Origin of the sequence: Halococcus dombrowskii (assembly GCF_022870485.1) — an archaeon.
Lineage (GTDB): Archaea > Halobacteriota > Halobacteria > Halobacteriales > Halococcaceae > Halococcus > Halococcus morrhuae.
In genome coordinates this window covers 1,775,690-1,794,963 of the sequence record NZ_CP095005.1, presented here as the reverse complement: position 1 = coordinate 1,794,963, position 19,274 = coordinate 1,775,690, and the positions used below count along the sequence as shown (strand labels likewise).

Sequence of the window (19,274 nt, the reverse complement as noted above, 5' to 3'; positions counted from 1 at the left end):
TGTCGAAAGCATAGCCATTTAGCATTCGGGTGGCGACAGGGTACGTGTGACTATCGACCAATGATCGAGTGGGAGTACGAGACGTTGCGCCCGCCGCGCGGGCCGACACAGAAGGAGACGAGCGATCCAAAGGCGGAGTTGAACGAACTCGGCGCGGCGGGCTGGGAGCTCGTCACGAGCGTCGAGTACGCCGGCGGCGGGACGAAGTTCCTGCTGTTCAAGCGACCCGTCGACGAGGCATCGGAATGAGCGCCGACCCCGATGCGCGCACGGACGTCGGGGTCGATCCGGAGACCGAGAGCGAGATGGGTGCGGCAATCGATCCCGACGTCGATATCAGCACCGCGAACACGATGCGCGAGCGCGCGAACGAGAGTCGCATCAAGCTCTGGGTGATGCTCGGCGCGAACCGCCTGCTCATCACCGGGCTGCTCGCGCTGTTCGTCTTCGTCGCGTTCGTCGCCCTCGGGGTGTTCGTCTACCCGCCGTTCGAGGCGAGCCTCCGGAGCGCCGATACGATCGAGACGATGTTCTCGACGATGATCGGAGCCATCGTCACCGCGACGACGCTCGTGCTCACCATCTCACAGCTCGTCATCTCCCAAGAGAACGGCCCGCTTGGCGAACAGCACGCCCGCATGAGCGATACGATGGATTTCCGGTCGTACACCCGCGATCTCATCGGCCAGCCGATGCCGGCCGACCCCTCGATGTTCCTGCGCGTCGTCATCGACGCGGCGCGCCGGCGTGCCGAAGCCCTGCGCAGCGCCATCGCCGACAACGACGACGACCAGCTCCGCGCGGAGGTCGACGAGTTCACCGAGTCCATCGTCGGCAACGCCGAGGAGGTCGACGAGGAGCTCGACGGGGCGACGTTCGGCGAGTTCGACGTGCTCTTCGCTGCGCTGAACTTCAACTACGGCTGGAAACTGTTCCAGGTCGAGCGCATCGCCGACGATCACGAGGAGAGTCTGACCGATGAGGATCACGCGATTCTCGACGAACTCCGCACGTCGCTGTCGATGTTCGGTCCGGCGCGCGAGCACATCAAGACGCTCTACTTCGAGTGGGCGCTGATCGATCTCTCACAGCTCATCCTCTACGTCGCGGTGCCGGCGCTGGTCGTCGCCGCCGCGATGCTCGCGTTCGTCGACGGGAGCACGCTGACGGGTGCGACGGTCGGGGTTCCGGACATCCTCTGGCTCGTCGCCGGCGGGTTCACCGTCACGACGCTGCCCTTCCTCCTGCTCATCGCCTACATCGCCCGCGTCGCGACGATCGCGAAACGCACGCTCGCCATCGGCCCGCTCATTCTGCGCGGCTCCCAGCGCTAGTCAGAACAGTTCGTCGCCACCGGCTTTGACGCTCTGACTCTCGATCGTCGTACCGTTGATCGAATCGGTGGCGGTGATGGTCGCGCTCTCGCCCGCCGGGAGATAGAGGGTGAGCCCGCGGCTCTGGCCGCTGCTAACGGTCGTCGAGTCGAAGCTCTTGCCGCTCTCGGTCGTCACCGTCAGATCGGTGACGTCCTGCTCGCTGGTCGCGTTCGCGGCGAGCGTGATCGAGGCTCGGACGCGACCGCTCGCCCACGATTCGTCGGTCGCTATCTCCTCGAAAACGGCCGATCCCGCGGTGTCGGCGTCCACCGTCGGATTGAGCGTGAGACAGCCGCCGAGACCGATGCCGGCGGCGAGCGGGAGGGTAGCGAGAAACCGGCGACGAGGCTGGGGCATTGTCCCCGGTTCGAGATGTGACGCCTTGAATCTGTAGCCCGACCGATGCAGGCAGCGCGCTTTTCCGTCGGCCGCCGACACGGACACCATGCTCGGCAGCACGGCAGCGATGAAAGCGGCGAAAAAGGGCTACAAACGATACGGCGTCCCCGGGGCGCTGGCCGCTGGTGGCGGCGCGATCCTCGGAATTCGGTTCATCAAGCGACGGTTTCTGAGCGGCACCAGCGAGAACGATACCGGCGACGGCACGGCAACGACCGACGACCAGTAACCCGCGAACGCCCTCTCCGGTCGTAGGTCGCGTTCGGGATCGTGCTCGGTCCTGGGATGCGAGTCCGCGGGGATGCGTTCCGACCGCTCCGCCGCACGACGCCCGATCCCGCTGATTTATCCGTTTGCTCCCGGTAACCCGTGTATCGATGGCGACAGTCGTCAAGGGACGCGTACCGGCCGGCGAGTTCGCGCTCTACGAGACACTCACAGCAGAACCCGACATCGAGTGCGAGATCGAGCGCATCGTCGAGACCGGTGACGACGTCGTCATGCCGCTGGTCTGGCTCCGCGGTGCTCACACCGAGAGCTACGAGGCGGCGCTCGCCGACGACCCGAGCGTCGACGATCCGACGCTGCTGAGCGATCTCGACACCGAATCGCTCTATCGGATGGAGTGGATCGGCGACATCCAGCTCGTTCTCCAGATGCTTACCGGCGTGGAGGCGACGATCCTCGACGCCTACGGAGCCGACGGCTGGTGGTATCTCCGCGTTCTCTATCCGACCCGCGAATCGCTCTCCGAGACCTACGAGTTCTGTGACGAGAACGGCCTCACCTTCGAGGTCGAGACCATCCGCGAGATGGACGGCAACCCGGTCGGCCGGCACGGCCTCACGAAAAAACAGTACGAAGCGCTCCGGCTGGCGACCGAGCAGGGCTACTTCTCGGTGCCGCGCGAAACCGATGTCACCACGCTCGCCGACGAGCTCGGCATCTCCCATCAGGCACTTTCCGAGCGGCTGCGCCGCGCTCAGCGGGTGCTGGCCGAGGACACGATTCTGATGGGCACGCGCTCGGACGAGTGAACTAGCCCGCCCGATAGAGGCGCTCATACTCGTCGGGGAGCTGGCCCCGAACGTCGTTCCAGGTCGTGCCGTCGACCGACTGCGCGAGGCTCTCGAAGACGGCCTGGGTGTGGAGCCGTGCTCGGTCGACGTCGACGTCGGTCGTTTTCTCGCGTACGGCCTCGCGCACCCAGTCGACGAACTCCTCGGGCGTGAACCCGGCAGCTTCCTGGCCGGCACCGTCGAGTGCCGCCGCGAGGTTCCCCGTGAGCTCGTCCGCAAGCGCGTCTGTCGTGTCGAGTCGCTCGCCGAGCACGTCGAACACCGATTCGGCTACCGCGACCGTCTACTCGCGCGAGTCGAGGTCGGCGCGCGATTCCACGTCGGCGAAGAACTGCTCGTCGTCCATGCCGGCTCGTCACCCGCGGCGCAGTTCGGCGTACTGCCTGCAAGCGACGGTTTTTTCCCTCGTTCAGAGCCCGAGGAAGGCCTCGGCGTTCTCCCAGAGGAGCTTGCGCTGGGTTTCCTCGGAGAAGTCGGTGTGCTCGGCGAACGATTCGAGCCACGCCTCGGGGCGGATCATCGGGTAGTCGGTGCCGAACATCACCTTGTCGCGGAGCAGCGAGCCGGCGTACTGGAGCACCTGCTCGTCGATGTACTTGGGGAGCCAGCCCGAGAGATCCATGTAGACGTTGCCCTTCTGCTGGCAGATGGCAAGCTGTTCTTTCTCCCAGGGGAAGGCCGGATGGGCGAGCAGGATCTGCATGTCCGGAAAGCGCGCGGCCACGTCGTCGACGAGCAGCGGGTTGCCGTGGCGGACCCGCAGCCCGCGCCCGCCCGGCGCGCCGGCCCCGAGCGTCGAGTTGCCGCCGTGGAAGACGACCGGAACGCCGAGATCCTCGATCGTCGCCCAGAGCTCGTCGTGCTCCGGTGCGCTCGGATCGAACCCCTGGGCGATCTGCTGGAACTTGAACCCAGAGAGGTCGAGCTCCTCGATCGCGCGCTCGGCCTCCGCGACGCAGTCGTCCTTGAGCGGATCGACGCTCGCGAACCCGGTGAAGAAGTCGGGGTAGTCGTCACGGACTTCGGCGACGTAGTCGTTTTCAACGGGTGGATTGCCCGTGTTCGTTTCGGCATCCCACCCCAGAAGAACGGCGTGGCGGATGCCGGCCGCGTGGTACTCCTCGCGCATCTCCTCGTAGCCCCACGTTTCGAGTTCGGTGCCGAATTTGCCGGCCGCGTCGCGCATCATCTCGCCGCCGGCGTCGTGGAGGAACTCCGCGGTCGGCTGGTGGGCGTGAGTGTCGATGGCGCGTGGCTCGTCGAGCAGGTCGATGGCGGCCATGTTCACGTGTCTCGTAGCCGCCGGATAAATAGCTGTGTGGCGGTGGACGATCGGAGCAATGACCTGCGGAACCGTCACCGATCTCGGTATCTGCTCCGTGTCGTCGACAGTCCCGATCCCGACAATCGGGTCATGCGATGCCGAACAGAGTTCTCACACCGAGATCGACGCTTCCTCACTGACCGTCAGCGACAGCAGCATCTCCTCCGTCTGCTGGTCGACCGACGAGGAGTACGCCGGCTCCGGGAGGGTGATCGCGGCGGTATAGAGGGTATCACCGACGAGCGTGAGAACCGCGTTCTGTCGAATGCGCATGGCGACGTCGGCCGAGCTGAGTCGCAGATCGAGATAGATGGCATCGTACTCGTTCGGGAGCGTGACCTCTCGCCGGTCGAGCGTTTCGTGCTCCAGATCGCTTTCCCCGGCGGACTGCTGATAGCCGCTCAGGAACTGGTCCGTCGCCTGTTCGAGCGTCACCGACGACGGCGCATCCTCGCTGATGTAGATGGTGAGCTCGCCGGGTGTGGCCGGACTCGTGAAGGAAACCTCCGTGGGATCGGTTTCGTCGACTCGCCACTCGGTCGGATATTCGATCGTGTACGGGTAGGAGTCACTGCTGTAGGTTTCGCGATCCGAGAGGTCCATCTGCATCGACTGCATGGTCGTGGCCATCGCTGCCGTTTCGGCAGCCGTGGTTGCTGACGTGGGCCGGGCTGTCGCCGTCTCGGTCGGGGTGGGAGTGGCAGTAGCAGTCCGGGTTTGCGTCCGAGTGCGCGTCCGAGTGGCGGTCTCCCGTGCGGTTTCGGTCATCGTGGTCGCGACCGTCGTCGCAGTCGACTCGTTGCCCGCCGTCGTGTCGGAACCGTTTGCGGATTGAGCGGTGTTGCCGCCGCTACCATCGGTACTACTGCAGCCGGCGAGGAGCGAGGCACCCGCTATGAGACCAGTCAGGACTCGACGTCGTTGCATAGCACTGATCCGTTCATACAGTACATGAAGGTTCCTCTTTCTGCATCGAGAATGCAGAAAAATCAGGATTCATTCCGCAAGAAACAGCGATACTCTCGCGGACGGTTCGTCTGCGAGTGCCTGGCCCCGATTCCAATGGGTGCTGACGCTCACTCTTTGTTCTTGAACAGGAATTTCATATCTCCCTCCAACTTTACCTCTCCCTCGTGGTTGGTGGTCACGACATCGACGACGACGAGGCCGGCGTCGTCGCGACTCTCCAGGTCACGTTTCTCACCGATCTCGAACTCGCAACTGATCGTCTCCCCGATCCCTATCGCATTGGGGAGGTCCATGTAGTTCATTCCCAGGAACGCCACCACGGTCCGCTCGACGATCCCCGTGCGCTGGAACAGCCCTGTGGAGAGGATGAACGTCATCGGTCCTTGGGCGATGCGTTCGCCGAACGGTCCGTCTTCGGAATACTCCTTGTTGGTGTGGAGTTCGGTCCAGTCGCCGGTGAACATCGAGTGGAGGGCGAAATCCGTCTCCGTGACCGTTCGGCCGGCGCTCTCGAAGCGCTGACCCACGTCGAGATCCTCGAAGTAGTGTGGTTCGTAACTGTATGGCATATCCAATCATCGACGGTGTGGTATATGAAACCCACTGCTGATATCCCGCAATTGCCTCCTTCGATCACATCCTCGCTTTCGTTCCGACCACACTCCCGACGCCGCCGCGACTATTCGGTCGGGACGAACTTCACGCCGTAGCGCGCGATCCCCTCCTGCTCGTAGATCCGACGGACGACCGCCCGGAGCTCGTCGCCGATCGCCACCGATTCGGGATCGCAGTCGGTGAGCTGTGCCGGCAGCGTCGCGTCGATCCCCTCGAAACCGACCACGACGACCCCGTAAGCTCCGTCACGGCGCTGCTGGGCGGCGAATTCGGGTGGTGCGCCGCCCTGTCCGACGACCGTTCGCGCCTTCACGACGCCGACGCGCGGCAGGTCGTACGGCTCGAACGCCGCCCGTGAGCCGCAGTTCGGACAGGCACCTTCCGGCGGGAACGCCACCGTTTCGCAGTCGGGACAGCGCCCGGCGCGGAGTCGGTAGCGCTGGTCGAGACTCTCGCGCCACGTCGGGAGGCTGACGCGTGCGCCGCCGCCAGCGACCTCTTCCTCGTCGAGCACGCCGCGCTTGCGGAGGGCGTTCGTGTACGAAATCCGCTCGCCACTGGGAATCTCTCCATCAGCGAGCCCCGCGATGTCGAGGCCGCCATCGAGGACGAACGCCGCTCCCGCGCCGCCGCTGCCGAACGCGCCCGCGAGCGTCCGGTCGTCCGCGTCGGCAACCCCGAGCGCGCGAGCCAGTCCCAAGAAGACGGTGGCCGCGCCGGCATCGCCCACCCGATCGACGACGGTCCCGCGCTCGATCGCCTCGTCGTCGATCGGGAGGTCGCCCGCGATACGACTCGGCATCCGCGCGTCGGGCTGGTGGAGCGCGGCGTGCGCAACGCGCTCGATATCGTCGATCCCTGCGGCGGCCCCGGCCACGCATTCGCGGATCGCGTCCCGCTCGTAGGTGGTGACGCCGATCGACTCTACATTCTCCGAGCCGCTCTCGCGATAACGGAGTCCCGGATACTCGTCGGTGTGCCATGCCCGTTCGGGGACCCCGACAGCGGCGTCGTCGGCGACGAGGAGCGCGACCGCGCCGGCTCCCCACCCGTCGGCCGGATCGCCGGCGGGGCAGTCCGACACGACCACAAGCGCCCGTCCATCCGCGTCGATCGCGCGCGAGAGCGCCTCGGCACCGGCGAGCGTGCTTCCCGTGTGCTCGCTCGTTTCCACGTTCCGTTCCAGCCCGAGCGCGCGTCCGAGTCGTGGCGCGAACAGCCCTTCGTCGAGCGGTGGCGTCGTGCTCGCGAGGGCGACGTGTTCAATCGCCTCGCGCTCGGCATTCGTCTCGAACAGCCGCTCGGCCGCCGCGATTCCCATCGTGAACGCGTCCTCGTCGGCTCCGGGCACCACCATCTCTCGGTGCGGGCTTCGGCCCCATGCCTCTTCGACCGCCTCACCGGCGAGTCGATATTGCGGGAGGGAGACCGCGGCGGCGTCGATTCCCCTCATCGCGCTCCTCCCACGTCCGTGCGTTCGAGAACCGTCACCGTGGCCCCGCCGCCGCTCCCGCCGACGTTGTGGGCGAGGCCGATCTCGGGCGAATCGACCTGGACGTGCGCGGTGCCCTGCAGCTGCTCGAACAGCTCGACGAGCTGTCCGGTACCGGTCGCACCGATCGGATGTCCCTTCGATTTCAGCCCGCCAGAGGTGTTGACGGGCAGTTCGCCGTCGGGATCGGTTCGTCCGTCGTCGAGGAGTATCCCTGCCTCGCCGCGCTCGCAGAAGCCGAGATCCTCGTAGGCCAGCAGTTCGGCGATGGCGAAGCAGTCGTGGACCTCGGCGACATCGACGTCTCCTGGGCCGATGCCGGCGCGCTCGTAGGCACGCTCGGCGGCAGCCGCGCTCGCCGGGATCGAGGTGAGGGTGTCACGCTCGAACAGGCCGACACGACCGCTCGCCGCACCGACGCCCGCGACGCGAACGGGTGCGAACTCTTCGGCGACGTCCTCCGAGACGACCAGCACGGCGCTCGCCCCGTCGGAGATCGGACAGCAGTGATAGCGGTTGAGGGGCTCGGCCACCGGCGGCGCGTTCGTTGCATCGTCCATCGAACAGGCGAATCCGAGGTGTGCGTTCGGGTTTTCGGCCCCGTTGGCGTGATTCTTGACCGCGACCCGTGCGAGCGCCTCCGGCTCCGCGTCGTACTCGTGGAAGTAAGCGTTCGCCATCTGGGCGTACACACCAGCGAACGTCGTCCCGCTGAGGCGCTCGTACTCGGTGTCGCCGCTCACGCCGAGCCACCACCGGGTCTGGTCGGCGCTCGTGTCGGTCATCACCTCGTAGCCGCCCGCGAGGGCGACGTCGGCCCGGCCCGACTGCACGGCCGTGACCGCCGACCGGAACGCGTAGCCGCCGGCCGCACAGGCGTTCTCGACGCGTGTCGTCGGAGTCGTGTGAAGGCCGACGTGTTCGGTGACGGCCGGCGCGCTCAGGCCGATTTGACGGCCGCCGACGCCGAGCGTTCCGAGGAAGGCTTCGTCGATGCGGCCGGGATCGAACGCCCCGTTGGTGCTGTCGAGCGCGCGCTCGAAGGCCGTCTCGAACAGCGAGCGGTAGGTCGCGTCCGGGAACGAGCCGAACGGCGACTGGCCCGCACCGACGACGTATGCATCGCGCATGCGAACGGTATCGCCGCGGATCGGTAAAACCGCTCGGTGGGGTCAGCCCTGGACGCGACCCGTCGTCGACAGTTCGTCCTCTTCCACCCCGGCGTTCGTCGGCCAGCCACGGTATCGGCGACTCGCCGCGCCGATCGTCGCGCCGGCGAGCAGCCAGAACGCCGCGTTGCCGACCGTCCAGTGGTAGGCCGCCATCCACGAGGAGTAGGCGTGGAAGGTGGCCATCGAACAGAGCATGGCGATCCACAGCAGGCGCTCGATGCCGTCAGTGCTCACGATCAGCCGGAAAGCGACGAACGCCACGGCGAGAGCGGCGAGGAGATAGAAGCCACCGCCGACGAACCCCGTCGCGGCGAGGTTCGACAGGATGGTGTTGTGGACGCCGAGATCCGCCGGCAGCCCATAGCGCTCCGAGAACACGTAGAAGTTCTTCCCACCGATGCCGAACAGCGGATATTTGACCGCGAGCTGGATCGCCGTGACGTACTCCTCGATCCGTATCGCGAGCGTATCGGTGCGGAAGATCGACGTGTCGCCGTCACCCGATTGGAGGACGAACAACAGCACGCGGGCGATGACCCCCCAGATGGCGATCGCGACGACGCTGGCGGACGCCGTCACGGCGATCGAATGGCGTCGCTTCGCGGTGACGAGCAGCCAGAGAGTGAGACATGCGCCGAAACCGAGTCCGAGCAGGATAAGCGTCGCCCAGCCGGCGTCCGTATCGGCGACGCGGATCGAGAGCACCGAAACGACGGCCGCGGCCGCGACGAACGGCGAGAGCCACGCACGCCGGATCGCGACGGCGACCGCGAGCGGGAGCGCGAGCAACAACACCATCACCAGTTCGCGGCCGTGGCCGACGAACCCGCCCGCGTAGAAGCCGGTCGCGATCTCGAACGAGCCGAGCACGAACGAGCGCAGATAGCGGTCGGGCGGCTCGCCGAGGAACGGGAAGCCGAGCATTCCCTCGTTGACGATCTGTGCGAGCGAGAGCAGCAGGTTGCCCGCGACGGCGATGAGAAACGGGTAGACGACACAGCGGATGTCCGATCGGTGGACGATCAGCGCGGCGACGGCGAACACGACGAGATTGCGCAACTGCTCGATGGCGTACATGACACCGGCCCCCGACGAGCCCCCGTTGGCGACGAGGCCGGCGACGAACGCCCAGACGACGAACGCGATCAGCCCGAACGTCGCGATCGACCGCCCGTTGAACCCCACCGACGGTCGGTCGTCGAGAAACTCGTAGAGGAGGACGAACAGCAGCGGGACGGTGACGACGTCGGCGGCCATCACGTCGATCAACGCGATGCCGGGACCCTCGACGAGCGTCGTGGAGATGTCAAATAGTGTGAGGACGATGGCGGCGCTCGCGAGCCCCGCGAGGTCATGTCCGCTCGCGAACACGACCGCGAGATAGCAGAGACCGGCGACGACGACGAGCACCGGGGTCGGGAGACCGCTTGCCGCGGCGACCACGGGCACGCAGACGGCGATTAGTGTGGTCAGCAGTAGTGCCGTCCACACGTAGGTCCGTACTTCGCTTTCGCCGACCGCCAGGGCGTTGTCCGCCGTCCCGAATCGCTCGGCGAGATGTCCACTCACGTCTGTACTCTGACAATATAGGTCGCATCCCCACATACATCTATCGGTTTTTGGAGTGATGTCGCGGCGACGATCGAACCGCCTTTATCCGGGGCCCGTGGCCGGTCGAACATGGACCCCTCGGTCGCGCTGTCGCTCATCGTCGGAATCCTGCAGGGTATCTTCGAGTGGCTGCCGATATCGAGCGAGGGGAACATCACGCTGTATCTGACGGTGGTCGAAAACGTCTCGCCGGCGGTCGCCGTCCAACTGTCGCTCTTTCTTCATGCCGGCACCGCGCTCTCGGCGCTCGCCTACTACCGCGACGAGGTCGCGGCCCTGCTCGGCGAGATTCCAAACTGGCGACCCGATCGGGCGTTCGACCGCGATCGCTCCGAACTCACCTTTCTGGTCGTCGCCACGCTCGCGACCGGCGTGATCGGACTGCCCGCATACGTGGTGCTCGAAGAGGTCGTCAGCCAGCTCGCGGGCGGGGCGTTCGTCGCGCTCATCGGTGCCCTGCTGATCGTGACGGGTCTGGTCCAGCGCGGGGTCGAGGGCCGTGGCGGACGGCGCGGAACGCCGGACCTCGTCGATGCGGTGCTCGTCGGCGGACTCCAGGGATTGGCGATCCTGCCGGGCGTCTCCCGGTCGGGAACGACCGCGAGTGCCCTTCTCCTCCGGGGCCACGACGGTCCGTCGTCGTTCCGGCTCTCCTTCCTGCTCTCGATCCCGGCAGCGCTCGGCGCGGGGGCGATCACGACACTCAGCGACGGGATCCCGGCGATCTCGCCCGCGATGGCCGCCGTTGCGCTCGCGACGAGCGCGATCGTCGGCTACCTCACCATCGACGCGCTGATGCGACTGGTCGAGCGCGTCTCGTTCTGGCTGATCTGTGTCGGCCTCGGCGCACTCGCGGTGATCGGCGGTGGCGTCTTCCTCGTCTGATCGAGTGGCTATTTCACCGTCCGGATCGCAGGCATCCCATGCCCACCTACCGCCCGGTGCCCGACGACCGGATCGACGAGTTTCGGGCGATCCAGCAGTACGCCTTCAGTCCTGCCGAACCGACGGAGCCCGTCGAGAGCGTCGACGAGCTTCCGCGACGGGCGACACTCGGCGCGCGCCGCGGTCTCTTCGACGGCGAGGAACTGCTCTGTACCGGTACTCATCACTGGTTCACGACCACGGTGCGCGGCGGCGAGCATCCGCTGGCGGGGCTCGCGGGTGTCGCAACTCCACCGGAGAACCGCCGACAGGGACTGATCGCACGGCTTCTCAGGGAATCGCTCGCCGAGTATCGCGAGCGCGGTCAGTATCTCTCGGCGCTCTGGCCGTTCGAGTACGCCTTCTACCGGCAGTACGGCTGGGCACAGGCCGGCACCACCACGATCTACGAGTGCGATCCGGAGGCGCTCGCCTTCGCGGCCGAAACCGAACGCGACGGGGAGTTTCGGCGACTCGACGCCGACGATTTCGAAACGATGAATCCGGTGCTCGCGGCCGCCGGCGAGGGCGTCTCGCTCTGGATGCGCCGCAGCGAGGAGTGGTGGCGCGATCGGGTCTTCACCGGTCGCGAGAACGATCCCTACATCTACGGCGTCGAGCGCGATGGCGACCTCCGAGGATACGTCGTGTACCACATCGACGCCGACGACGGGCGCACGATGCGGGTCGAAGAGTGCAACGCGATCGACAACGCGGCATTCCTCGATCTCCTGCGATTCCTGTTCTACCACGATTCACAGGTCGAGCGCGTCCGCATCCGTGGCCGAGCCGACTGGCCGCTGGCCGATCTCGCCGACGATCCCCGTGCCGTCGACTGCGAACTGGTTCCCGGCGGGATGGTCCGCATCGTCGACGTCGAGCGTGCGCTCGCTGCTCTCGACTATCCCACCGCTGCCGAGGGACGCGTCGTTCTCTCGGTCGAGGACCCGACCGCCGCGTGGAATGATGACTCGTTCGCGCTCGCGGTGCGGGACGGCGTGGCGACTTGCACCCGCGTGGACGAACCACCGGATGCACGCATCGCGATCACGACGCTCTCACAGCTGTTCGTCGGCCATTTCTCAGTCGAACACGCGAGGATGGCTGGCGATCTCACCGTCGAATCAGATGAGGTGGCGGCACGTCTCGCTACGATGTTCCCGCCACGAGACGTAGTTCTCAGTGAAGACTTCTGAGCCGGGAGTAGTTACCTACTGGCGCTGGCTGTAGATCAGGTTGCGCTGGACGGCGTTCGCACCCTCGTAGATGACGGGCACCCGGCAGTCGCGGTAGACACGCGCGATGCGGTTCTCGGTCAGCACCGAGCGTCCGCCGTGGAGCTGCATGCCGGTCTCGGCACAGTCGACGGCCGCTTCCGTCGAGTTCGCCTTGGCGAGAGCGGCCCAGTAGCCCGCGTTGTCCTGATTGGCGACCTTCTCGGCGGCGCGCCAGTTGAGCGCGCGAGCGCTCTCGAACTCGATGAGCATGTCCGAGAGATCGTGCTGGACGGCCTGAAACTCGCTGATCTCGCGGTTGAACGCGTCGCGGTCGTGGACGAACTCCCAGGCCTCCTCGATGGCCGCCGCGGCGAGTCCGAGTCCATGTCCGCCGACGACGACGCGACCGTGGTTGAAGAACTCGGCGAGCATGTAGAAGCCGGTGCCCTCGTTGCCGATGAGGTTTGCCTCGGGGATCCGGCAGTCCTCGAAGAAGATGTGACCCTGTTTGGAGGCGCGAAAGCCCATCTTCTCGGGGATATGCTCGGCCTCGTAGCCCGGCGCGTCCGTCGGAACGATGAACATCGAGTAGTTCGAGTAGCGGTCGTCGGAATCGCCGCTCTTGGCGTAGACGGTGAGCCAGTCGCCCTCGACGGCGTTGCCGACCCAGTATTTCTCGCCGTTCAGCACCCACTCGTCGCCGTCCTTCTCGGCGGTGGTCTGCATCCCGGCGAGGTCGCTGCCGGTCTGGGGTTCCGAGACCGCCAAACCCGTTATCTGCTCGCACTCGGCGACCGGCCGGAGATACTCCTCGTGTTGATCCTCGTTGCCGTATTTCTCGACGATCTCCGCGCCGAAACTCGCCAGCTGGAGCGTGAGTGCGATGCCCGCGTCAGCCCTGTAGAACTCCTCGCCGATGGCGAGCATCTGCTCCAGATCGAGGTCGCGCCCGCCGAGTTCCTCGTTGATGTCCTGAGCGACCAGCCCCGCCTCCTGTCCGGCTTCGAGGATCTCCCAGGGATACTCGCCCGTCCGGAAGTACTCCTCGGCGTTCGGGGCGATGTGTTCGTTGGCGAACTCGCGAGCGTCCTGTTTGACCTCGTGAGCGTGTTCGGGAACGATCGACTCGTCCAGTAGCTCCATGTCCACACGACGGGAGCGCGACGCAAATAACTCGTGTAAACCGGCAACGAGTCACGGCGAGTTGTCGGTCAGTCGCTCTCGGGCGCGGCCTCCTCCGGTGCCTTGCCCGCGACCAGCGATTCGTCCGAATACTCCTCGCGAAGGTCCTTCTTCGAGAACTTCCCGGTGGCGGTCTTCGGCACTTCGTCGATGAACAGCACGTCGTCTGGCACCCACCACTTCGGGTAGTCCTCGGCGACGAGATCGATCAGTTCGTCCTTCAGCGAATCGCGCTCCTCGCCGGCGACGACGAAGGCGACGGGACGCTCCTGCCACTTCTCGTGGGGCACCCCCACCACTGTCGCCTCATTCACGTCGTCGTGGGCCATCAGCGCGTTTTCGAGTTCGACGCTGGAGATCCACTCGCCGCCGGACTTGATGACGTCCTTCGCGCGATCGACGATCTCGATGTAGCCGTCGGGATCGACGCTCACCACGTCGCCGGTCTTGAGCCAGCCGTCCTCGAAGTCCTCGGCGTTCGCCTCGGGTCGCTCGAAGTATTCGGTCGTGACCCACGGCCCGCGGACCCAGAGCTCGCCGAACTCCTCGCCGTCCCAGTCGACCTCATCGCCACCCTCGTCGATGACTTTGAACTCCAGTCCGGGCACCATCAGTCCCTGTTTGGCGCGCTTGGCGTAGCGATCGGTGTCGTCCCACTCGTCCATCCCGTCCTTGAGCCGTGCGACCGAACCGATGGGGCTCATCTCGGTCATCCCCCATGCGTGAAGCACGTCCACGCCCAGTTCGTCGAACCGTCGGACTACGGATTCTGGTGCGGCGCTCCCGCCGATGATGACCTGTTCGAGCGAGGAGAGATCGACCTCGTTGTCGGTCATGTATTCGAGCAGTCCCAGCCATACCGTGGGGACGCCCGCCGTGATCGTGACGCCTTCCTCCTCGATGAGGTGAGCGAGATCGGCGGGATCGGGCGATGGGCCGGGATAGACGTGTTTCGCGCCCGCCGCGGTCGCCGTGAAGGGCATCCCCCAGGCGTTGACGTGGAACATCGGGACGACCGGCATCACCACGTCGGTGTCGTCGAGGCCCAACCCTTGGGGCGTGATGGTCGCCATCGTGTGCGACCAGAGCATCTGCTGAGTATACTCGACGCCCTTCGGCTTGCCGGTGGTGCCCGAGGTGTAACACATCCCGGCCGGCCGATCCTCGGAGAGCGTCGGCCAATCGTACTCGTCGCTCCGCCCCGCGATGAACGACTCGTAATCGGTCGCGTCGAGGTCCGTTTCCGGTACCGTCTCGCCCATCACGACGAATTGCCGCACCGAGTCGAACGCATCGGGATCAGCCGCGCCGGCGAGTTTCTCCAGGAGAGACGGATCGACGAACAGGAGCTCGTCGCTCGCGTTCTCGACGATGAACTGGATGTGTTCGTCCGGCAGCAGCGGGTTGATCGTGTGGAGCTGCCGGCCGGAATCCGGCACGCCGAAGTACGTCTCGAAGTGGCGGTGATGGTTCCAACAAAAGGTCCCCACGCGTGCGTCATCACTGATTCCGGCCTCGTCGAGGGCGTTCGCCAATCGGGCGACGCGCCCGCCGAATTCGGCATAGTCGTAGCGTTCGATGCCGTCATGGGTGCGCGAGACGATCTCGACGTCGGGGTACATGCGCTCGGCGCGCCACAGGAACGGTCGCAGGGTCTGGTCGGTGCCTCCTGGCATACGTTCACAGTACGACCGCTCGGTAATGATTCTTCCCCACGGTAGCACGTCACGTGTTTCCAAAATGAAGGAAATTGAAGCGAGCCAGAGAGTTCAGCGCCACTTTATCGAACAGCCGCGCGAGGGGCGGAACTGCTGGTCGACGGGGACGCCGCCGAGCACCGATTCGATCGCTCCGGCCATCTCGAAGCCTGCCTCGCCCGACGGCCGCTGGTCGGGGCCGTGAGCGTCGTCGAAACGACCGTGGTAGGCGAGTTCGAAGCCCGCATCGCCGTTGCGAAAGAGGAACGGATCGGGTGTGCAGACCGCGCCGTAGGCCCGTGCCACGTCCTGGGATTCGTCGCGCAGGTACGCGTCGTAGTCGACGGTGCCGTCGGCGACGAGCTCCTGCATTCGCTCGAAGGAGTCGTCGGGATACTCCTCGGCGTCGTTCGGATTGATGCCGACGACGGCGACGTCGTCGTAGAGGGCGGTGAGTTCGTTGAGCGTCTCCATCTTCGCCTGTGCGTAGGGACAGTGGTTACAGGTGAAGACGACGAGCAGTGCCCGATATTCGTCGAAGTCGTCGAGCGTGTGCGTTTCGCCGTCCGCACCGGGCAGTTCGAAATCGGGGGCCGTGTCGCCGCGTTCGAGTTCGCGCGTGGACTCTTCGAGAACCATGCGGGCCGCACGACCGCGAGGGCTAAAGGTTCGACGAACCACACGACGCCACCATTGGAGCGTGATCCGAGACAGGTTTTTCTCGCTCCGGCGGCATTCGAGCACAACGAGGATGTCAGAGGCGATGTCGGTGCTGATGGTCGACGACGAACCGGCGGTCGCCGACCTCGCCAGCACCTCTCTCGAACGGATCGACGACAGGCTGACAGTCGCGACTGAGACGGATGCCGAAGCGGCGCTCGACCGCATCGAAGGGGCGGAGATCGATTGTATCGTCAGCGACTACCGCATGCCGGGGCTGGACGGGCTCGCGCTGCTCGATCGAATACGCGAGCGCCATCCGAACCTCCCATTCATCCTCTTCACCGGCGAGGGCGGCGAGGGGGTCGCGAGCGAGGCCATCTCTGCCGGCGTCACCGACTACCTCCGGAAGGGGACGGGCAGCGAACGGTACGAACTGCTCGCCAACAGCATCACCAATGCCGTCGAGAGCTACCGTGCCGAGCGCGCGCTCGCCGAATCCGAACGGCTCTACCGCTCGCTCATCGACGCCACGCCGGACGCGGTGGTGATCGCCGACGCCGAGACGGGGCGGATCGTCGAGACGAACGACGTCGCTGCGACGCTGTTCGACCGCCCGCGCGAGGAGCTCGTCGGCATGGATCAGACGGTGCTCCACCCCACCGGCCAGCGGGAGCGCTATCGCGACCTGTTCGAACAGCATGCCGCGTCGTCGAGCATCGACGCTGCCCGGTTCGGCGACGGCTCGGCGGTGCTGATCGAGACCGCCGCCGGCGAGACGATACCTGTTGATCTCAGAGCACGCACCGTCGAGATGGACGATCGTACGCTCCTCCATGGCGTGTTCAGGGAGCGCTCGACGCGGACCGAACGCGACCGCGACCGGGAACGCGCCATCACCGACGGTTTCTTCGAGGCGCTACCGGACCCAGCCTATGTTCTCGATCCCGACGGCACGATGGTTCGCTGGAACGAGGAGTTCGCGTCCGTCGTCGGCTACGACGACGCGACGATCGCCGAAACGGACTATCCCGAATTCGTCCCCGATGCGGACCACGACCGCATCGGCGAGCGCATGCAGGAAATCCTGCGAACGGGCGAGAGCGCCGTCGTCGAATCGGCGCTCGTGACGAACGCCGGCGAGACGATCCCCCACCAGTTCAGCGGTGCGCGCGTTCCCCTGGGCGACGGCTACGGCATCGTCGGCGTCGGGCGCAACGTCGTCGAGCAGCGCCGCCGCGAGCGGGCAATCGGGGCGCTTCACGAGGCGACACGGCAGTTCGTGGCCGCCAGGGACGACGACGGGATCGCCGACGCCGTCACGACGACGATCGAGGAGATCCTCGGCTTTCCGATCGCCGTGGTGCGCCTGCACGACGACGAGCGTGACAGCCTCGATCCTGTTTCCGTGACCGATGCAACGCGTGAGCGTCTCGGCGAGCGGCCGCGCTACGCGCGCGGCGAGGGGTTCCCGTGGCGAGCGTTCCGTGCCGGCGAGGCCATCGTCGTCGGCGAGGCGAACGCACCCGACGACGGTATTCCGCTACGTCATCGGCTCTACCTCCCGCTCGGCGACCACGGCACGATCACCGTCGCCTCGCCCGACGAGTCGTTCGACGACAGCACCGTCAGACTCGCGCGCGTGCTCGCGGCGAACGCGACGGCGGCGCTCGACCGCCTCGAACGCGAGGAGCGACTGCGCCGGTACGGCCGGATGCTCGACGCTGCCGGCGACATGATCTACACGCTCGACGCCGACGGGCGATTTAGGACAGTCAACGACACCCTCGTCACGGAGACGGGCTACGCTCGCGAAGAACTCCTCGGCGAACCCGTCTCGATGCTGCTCGATGAGGACGACATTGCACTCGGCCGGTCGGTGATCCAGCGGCTGCTCGCCGACGGTGCCAACGCCGTCAGCGATTCCTACGATGCGACCGTCCGCACCGCCGACGGCGACTTCATCCCGTGTGAGATTCAGCTCACGGTGTTGGAGAGCGACGCCGGCTTTGCGGGCACCGTCGGCGTCGTCCGCGACATCACGGCACACAAGCGCCACGAGCGACTGCTCGAAGCGCTCCACGACGCCAGCCGTGAGATGATGACGGCCACGACGCGGCACGAGGTCGCCGACGTCGCCGTCGAAACCGCTGCCGACGTGCTCGACATGGAGTTGAACGGTATCTGGCTCCACGAGGCGGGCGAACTTCGGCCGGTAGCGATCTCCGAGGCCGGTACGGAGCTGTTCGACGCGCTACCGACCTTCGCCGGCGACGAGAGCCTCGCGTGGTCGGTCTTCGAGTCCGGCGCAATGCAGCAGTACGACCGCGTCGACCGCGCCTCAGGCGCTCACAACCCGAACACTCCGATCAGAAGCGAGCTGCTGTTGCCGCTCGCCGACCACGGGGTGTTGACCGTCGGTGCGACCGAATCGGGCGTGTTCGACGATCGCGACGTCTCGCTGGCGAAACTGCTCGCGGCGAACACCGAGGCGGCGCTCGAACGCGCCGAACGCGAGCGCGAACTCGTCGTCGAGCGCGATCGCCTCACGGCGCTGTTCGAGAACGTGCCCGACGCGGCGCTGCGCTACGAACTGGTCGACGGCGAACCGATCACCAGACGGGTGAACGAGCGCTTCGAGACGGTGTTCGGCTACAGCGCGGCGGAGATCAAGGACGAGAACGCCGGCGACTACATCGTTCCGTCGGATCGCGAGCCAGCGATCGAGCCGATCGACGCGGCGCTCGCCGACGGCGAGAGCCGCCAGACGACCGTCCGCCGGCTGACGGCCGACGGCGTGCGCGATTTCCTGGTGCATATCGCTCCGCTCGAACCCGGCGGGCGCAACGGCGGCTACGCCATCTACACCGACATCACCGATCAGAAACGCCGCGAGCGCGATCTCGAACGCCAGAACGAGCTGTTGGACGGGTTCGCGAGCGTCATCTCGCACGACCTCCGCAACCCGATGGGCGTCGCACGCGGCCGACTCGAACTCGCCGAGGCCGATCACCACTCGGAGCATCACGACGCGGCGCTGTGGGCTCTCGACCGGATGGACACGCTCATCGAGGACGTGCTCACACTGGCCCGTCAGGGACGGGTCATCGACGATCCCGAACCCGTCGAACTCGCGAGCACGGCCGAGCGGGCGTGGCGGACGGTCGACGGCGCGGACGCGACGATCGACGTCGAGCTCTCGGGGACGGTCGCGGGCGATCCCGACAGGCTGACGCGGCTGTTCGGGAACCTCTTTCGCAACGCGATCGATCACGCCGGCAACGATGTCCACGTCACCGCCGGCACGACCGAGACGGGCTTCTTCGTCGCCGACGACGGCCCCGGCATTCCCGATGGCGAGGGTGAGCGGATCTTCGAGCACGGCTACTCGACCAGCGAGTCAGGCACCGGACTGGGACTGATGATCGTCCGGAGAATCGCCGACGCACACGGCTGGACGGTCTCGGCCACCGATGCGGCCGACGGTGCTCGTTTCGATGTCCGTACCGTGGACGACGGGTGACGGCTACTGACGGCGCAGCGATGGCGATGAAACT

18 protein-coding genes are annotated in these 19,274 nt (G+C 66.2%); 7 read left to right on the top strand and 11 right to left on the bottom strand.

What is annotated here, in order from left to right; all coding sequences use genetic code 11:
• Positions 1 to 60: 60 nt before the first annotated feature.
• Together sp36 and MUK72_RS09340 are read left to right on the top strand one after the other, a co-directional pair.
• Positions 61 to 249, top strand: a complete 189-nt coding sequence (gene sp36 / locus MUK72_RS09345; protein WP_004052187.1) for a Sp36 family protein — start codon at positions 61 to 63, stop codon at positions 247 to 249.
• Positions 246 to 1,334, top strand: a complete 1,089-nt coding sequence (locus tag MUK72_RS09340) for a DUF7972 family membrane protein (protein WP_244699390.1) — start codon at positions 246 to 248, stop codon at positions 1,332 to 1,334. The genes sp36 and MUK72_RS09340 overlap by 4 nt, the downstream gene beginning before the upstream one ends.
• Here MUK72_RS09340 and MUK72_RS09335 read toward each other — a convergent pair whose 3' ends face one another.
• Complete coding sequence (locus MUK72_RS09335) at positions 1,335 to 1,733, bottom strand: hypothetical protein (RefSeq protein WP_244699388.1); 399 nt, start codon at positions 1,731 to 1,733, stop codon at positions 1,335 to 1,337.
• Between the two features lie 88 nt (positions 1,734 to 1,821).
• Between MUK72_RS09335 and MUK72_RS09330 the strand changes: the two genes are divergently transcribed.
• Entirely contained in the window at positions 1,822 to 2,004 is a 183-nt protein-coding gene (locus MUK72_RS09330) for a hypothetical protein (protein ID WP_004052184.1), read from the top strand.
• A gap of 148 nt (positions 2,005 to 2,152) precedes the next feature.
• Positions 2,153 to 2,812 (top strand): helix-turn-helix domain-containing protein, encoded by a 660-nt coding sequence (locus tag MUK72_RS09325; RefSeq protein WP_004052183.1) that lies wholly within the window; start codon positions 2,153 to 2,155, stop codon positions 2,810 to 2,812.
• A gap of 1 nt (position 2,813) precedes the next feature.
• Here MUK72_RS09325 and MUK72_RS09320 read toward each other — a convergent pair whose 3' ends face one another.
• The 7 genes from MUK72_RS09320 to MUK72_RS09290 all read right to left on the bottom strand — a co-directional run bounded on the left by MUK72_RS09320 (position 2,814) and on the right by MUK72_RS09290 (position 9,995).
• Entirely contained in the window at positions 2,814 to 3,116 is a 303-nt protein-coding gene (locus tag MUK72_RS09320) for a DUF2267 domain-containing protein (RefSeq protein ID WP_244699386.1), read from the bottom strand.
• 147 nt (positions 3,117 to 3,263) lie between these two features.
• On the bottom strand, positions 3,264 to 4,136 hold the full coding sequence (locus tag MUK72_RS09315) for an amidohydrolase family protein (protein WP_244699384.1): 873 nt from the start codon (positions 4,134 to 4,136) through the stop codon (positions 3,264 to 3,266).
• A gap of 153 nt (positions 4,137 to 4,289) precedes the next feature.
• Positions 4,290 to 5,105 (bottom strand): hypothetical protein, encoded by an 816-nt coding sequence (locus MUK72_RS09310; protein WP_244699382.1) that lies wholly within the window; start codon positions 5,103 to 5,105, stop codon positions 4,290 to 4,292.
• Between the two features lie 149 nt (positions 5,106 to 5,254).
• A complete protein-coding gene (locus tag MUK72_RS09305) occupies positions 5,255 to 5,716 on the bottom strand; it encodes a MaoC/PaaZ C-terminal domain-containing protein (protein ID WP_004052179.1) in 462 nt (153 codons plus the stop codon).
• Between the two features lie 110 nt (positions 5,717 to 5,826).
• Complete coding sequence (locus tag MUK72_RS09300; RefSeq protein WP_244699380.1) at positions 5,827 to 7,215, bottom strand: zinc ribbon domain-containing protein; 1,389 nt, start codon at positions 7,213 to 7,215, stop codon at positions 5,827 to 5,829.
• Entirely contained in the window at positions 7,212 to 8,384 is a 1,173-nt protein-coding gene (locus MUK72_RS09295) for a thiolase C-terminal domain-containing protein (protein ID WP_244699378.1), read from the bottom strand. The genes MUK72_RS09300 and MUK72_RS09295 overlap by 4 nt, the downstream gene beginning before the upstream one ends.
• A 42-nt stretch (positions 8,385 to 8,426) precedes the next feature.
• A complete protein-coding gene (locus MUK72_RS09290; protein WP_244699369.1) occupies positions 8,427 to 9,995 on the bottom strand; it encodes an O-antigen ligase family protein in 1,569 nt (522 codons plus the stop codon).
• Positions 9,996 to 10,106: 111 nt separating this feature from the next.
• Here MUK72_RS09290 and MUK72_RS09285 point away from each other — a divergent pair, with 111 nt between their 5' ends.
• Positions 10,107 to 10,922, top strand: coding sequence for an undecaprenyl-diphosphate phosphatase (locus MUK72_RS09285; RefSeq protein WP_244699367.1), 816 nt, complete (start codon positions 10,107 to 10,109; stop codon positions 10,920 to 10,922).
• A 38-nt stretch (positions 10,923 to 10,960) separates the two neighbouring features.
• Complete coding sequence (locus tag MUK72_RS09280) at positions 10,961 to 12,157, top strand: GNAT family N-acetyltransferase (RefSeq protein ID WP_244699365.1); 1,197 nt, start codon at positions 10,961 to 10,963, stop codon at positions 12,155 to 12,157.
• A gap of 15 nt (positions 12,158 to 12,172) precedes the next feature.
• Here the strand turns inward: MUK72_RS09280 and MUK72_RS09275 are convergent, their stop codons facing one another.
• From MUK72_RS09275 to MUK72_RS09265, 3 genes are all read right to left on the bottom strand, one after another.
• A complete protein-coding gene (locus tag MUK72_RS09275; RefSeq protein ID WP_244699363.1) occupies positions 12,173 to 13,321 on the bottom strand; it encodes an acyl-CoA dehydrogenase family protein in 1,149 nt (382 codons plus the stop codon).
• Positions 13,322 to 13,389: 68 nt separating this feature from the next.
• Positions 13,390 to 15,036 (bottom strand): long-chain fatty acid--CoA ligase, encoded by a 1,647-nt coding sequence (locus tag MUK72_RS09270; protein ID WP_244699354.1) that lies wholly within the window; start codon positions 15,034 to 15,036, stop codon positions 13,390 to 13,392.
• A 93-nt stretch (positions 15,037 to 15,129) separates the two neighbouring features.
• Positions 15,130 to 15,696: a thioredoxin family protein gene (locus MUK72_RS09265; RefSeq protein ID WP_244699352.1), complete on the bottom strand. Its 567-nt coding sequence runs from the start codon at positions 15,694 to 15,696 to the stop codon at positions 15,130 to 15,132.
• 112 nt (positions 15,697 to 15,808) lie between these two features.
• Here MUK72_RS09265 and MUK72_RS09260 point away from each other — a divergent pair, with 112 nt between their 5' ends.
• On the top strand, positions 15,809 to 19,240 hold the full coding sequence (locus MUK72_RS09260; protein WP_244699350.1) for a PAS domain S-box protein: 3,432 nt from the start codon (positions 15,809 to 15,811) through the stop codon (positions 19,238 to 19,240).
• The last annotated feature ends 34 nt before the right edge of the window (positions 19,241 to 19,274 follow it).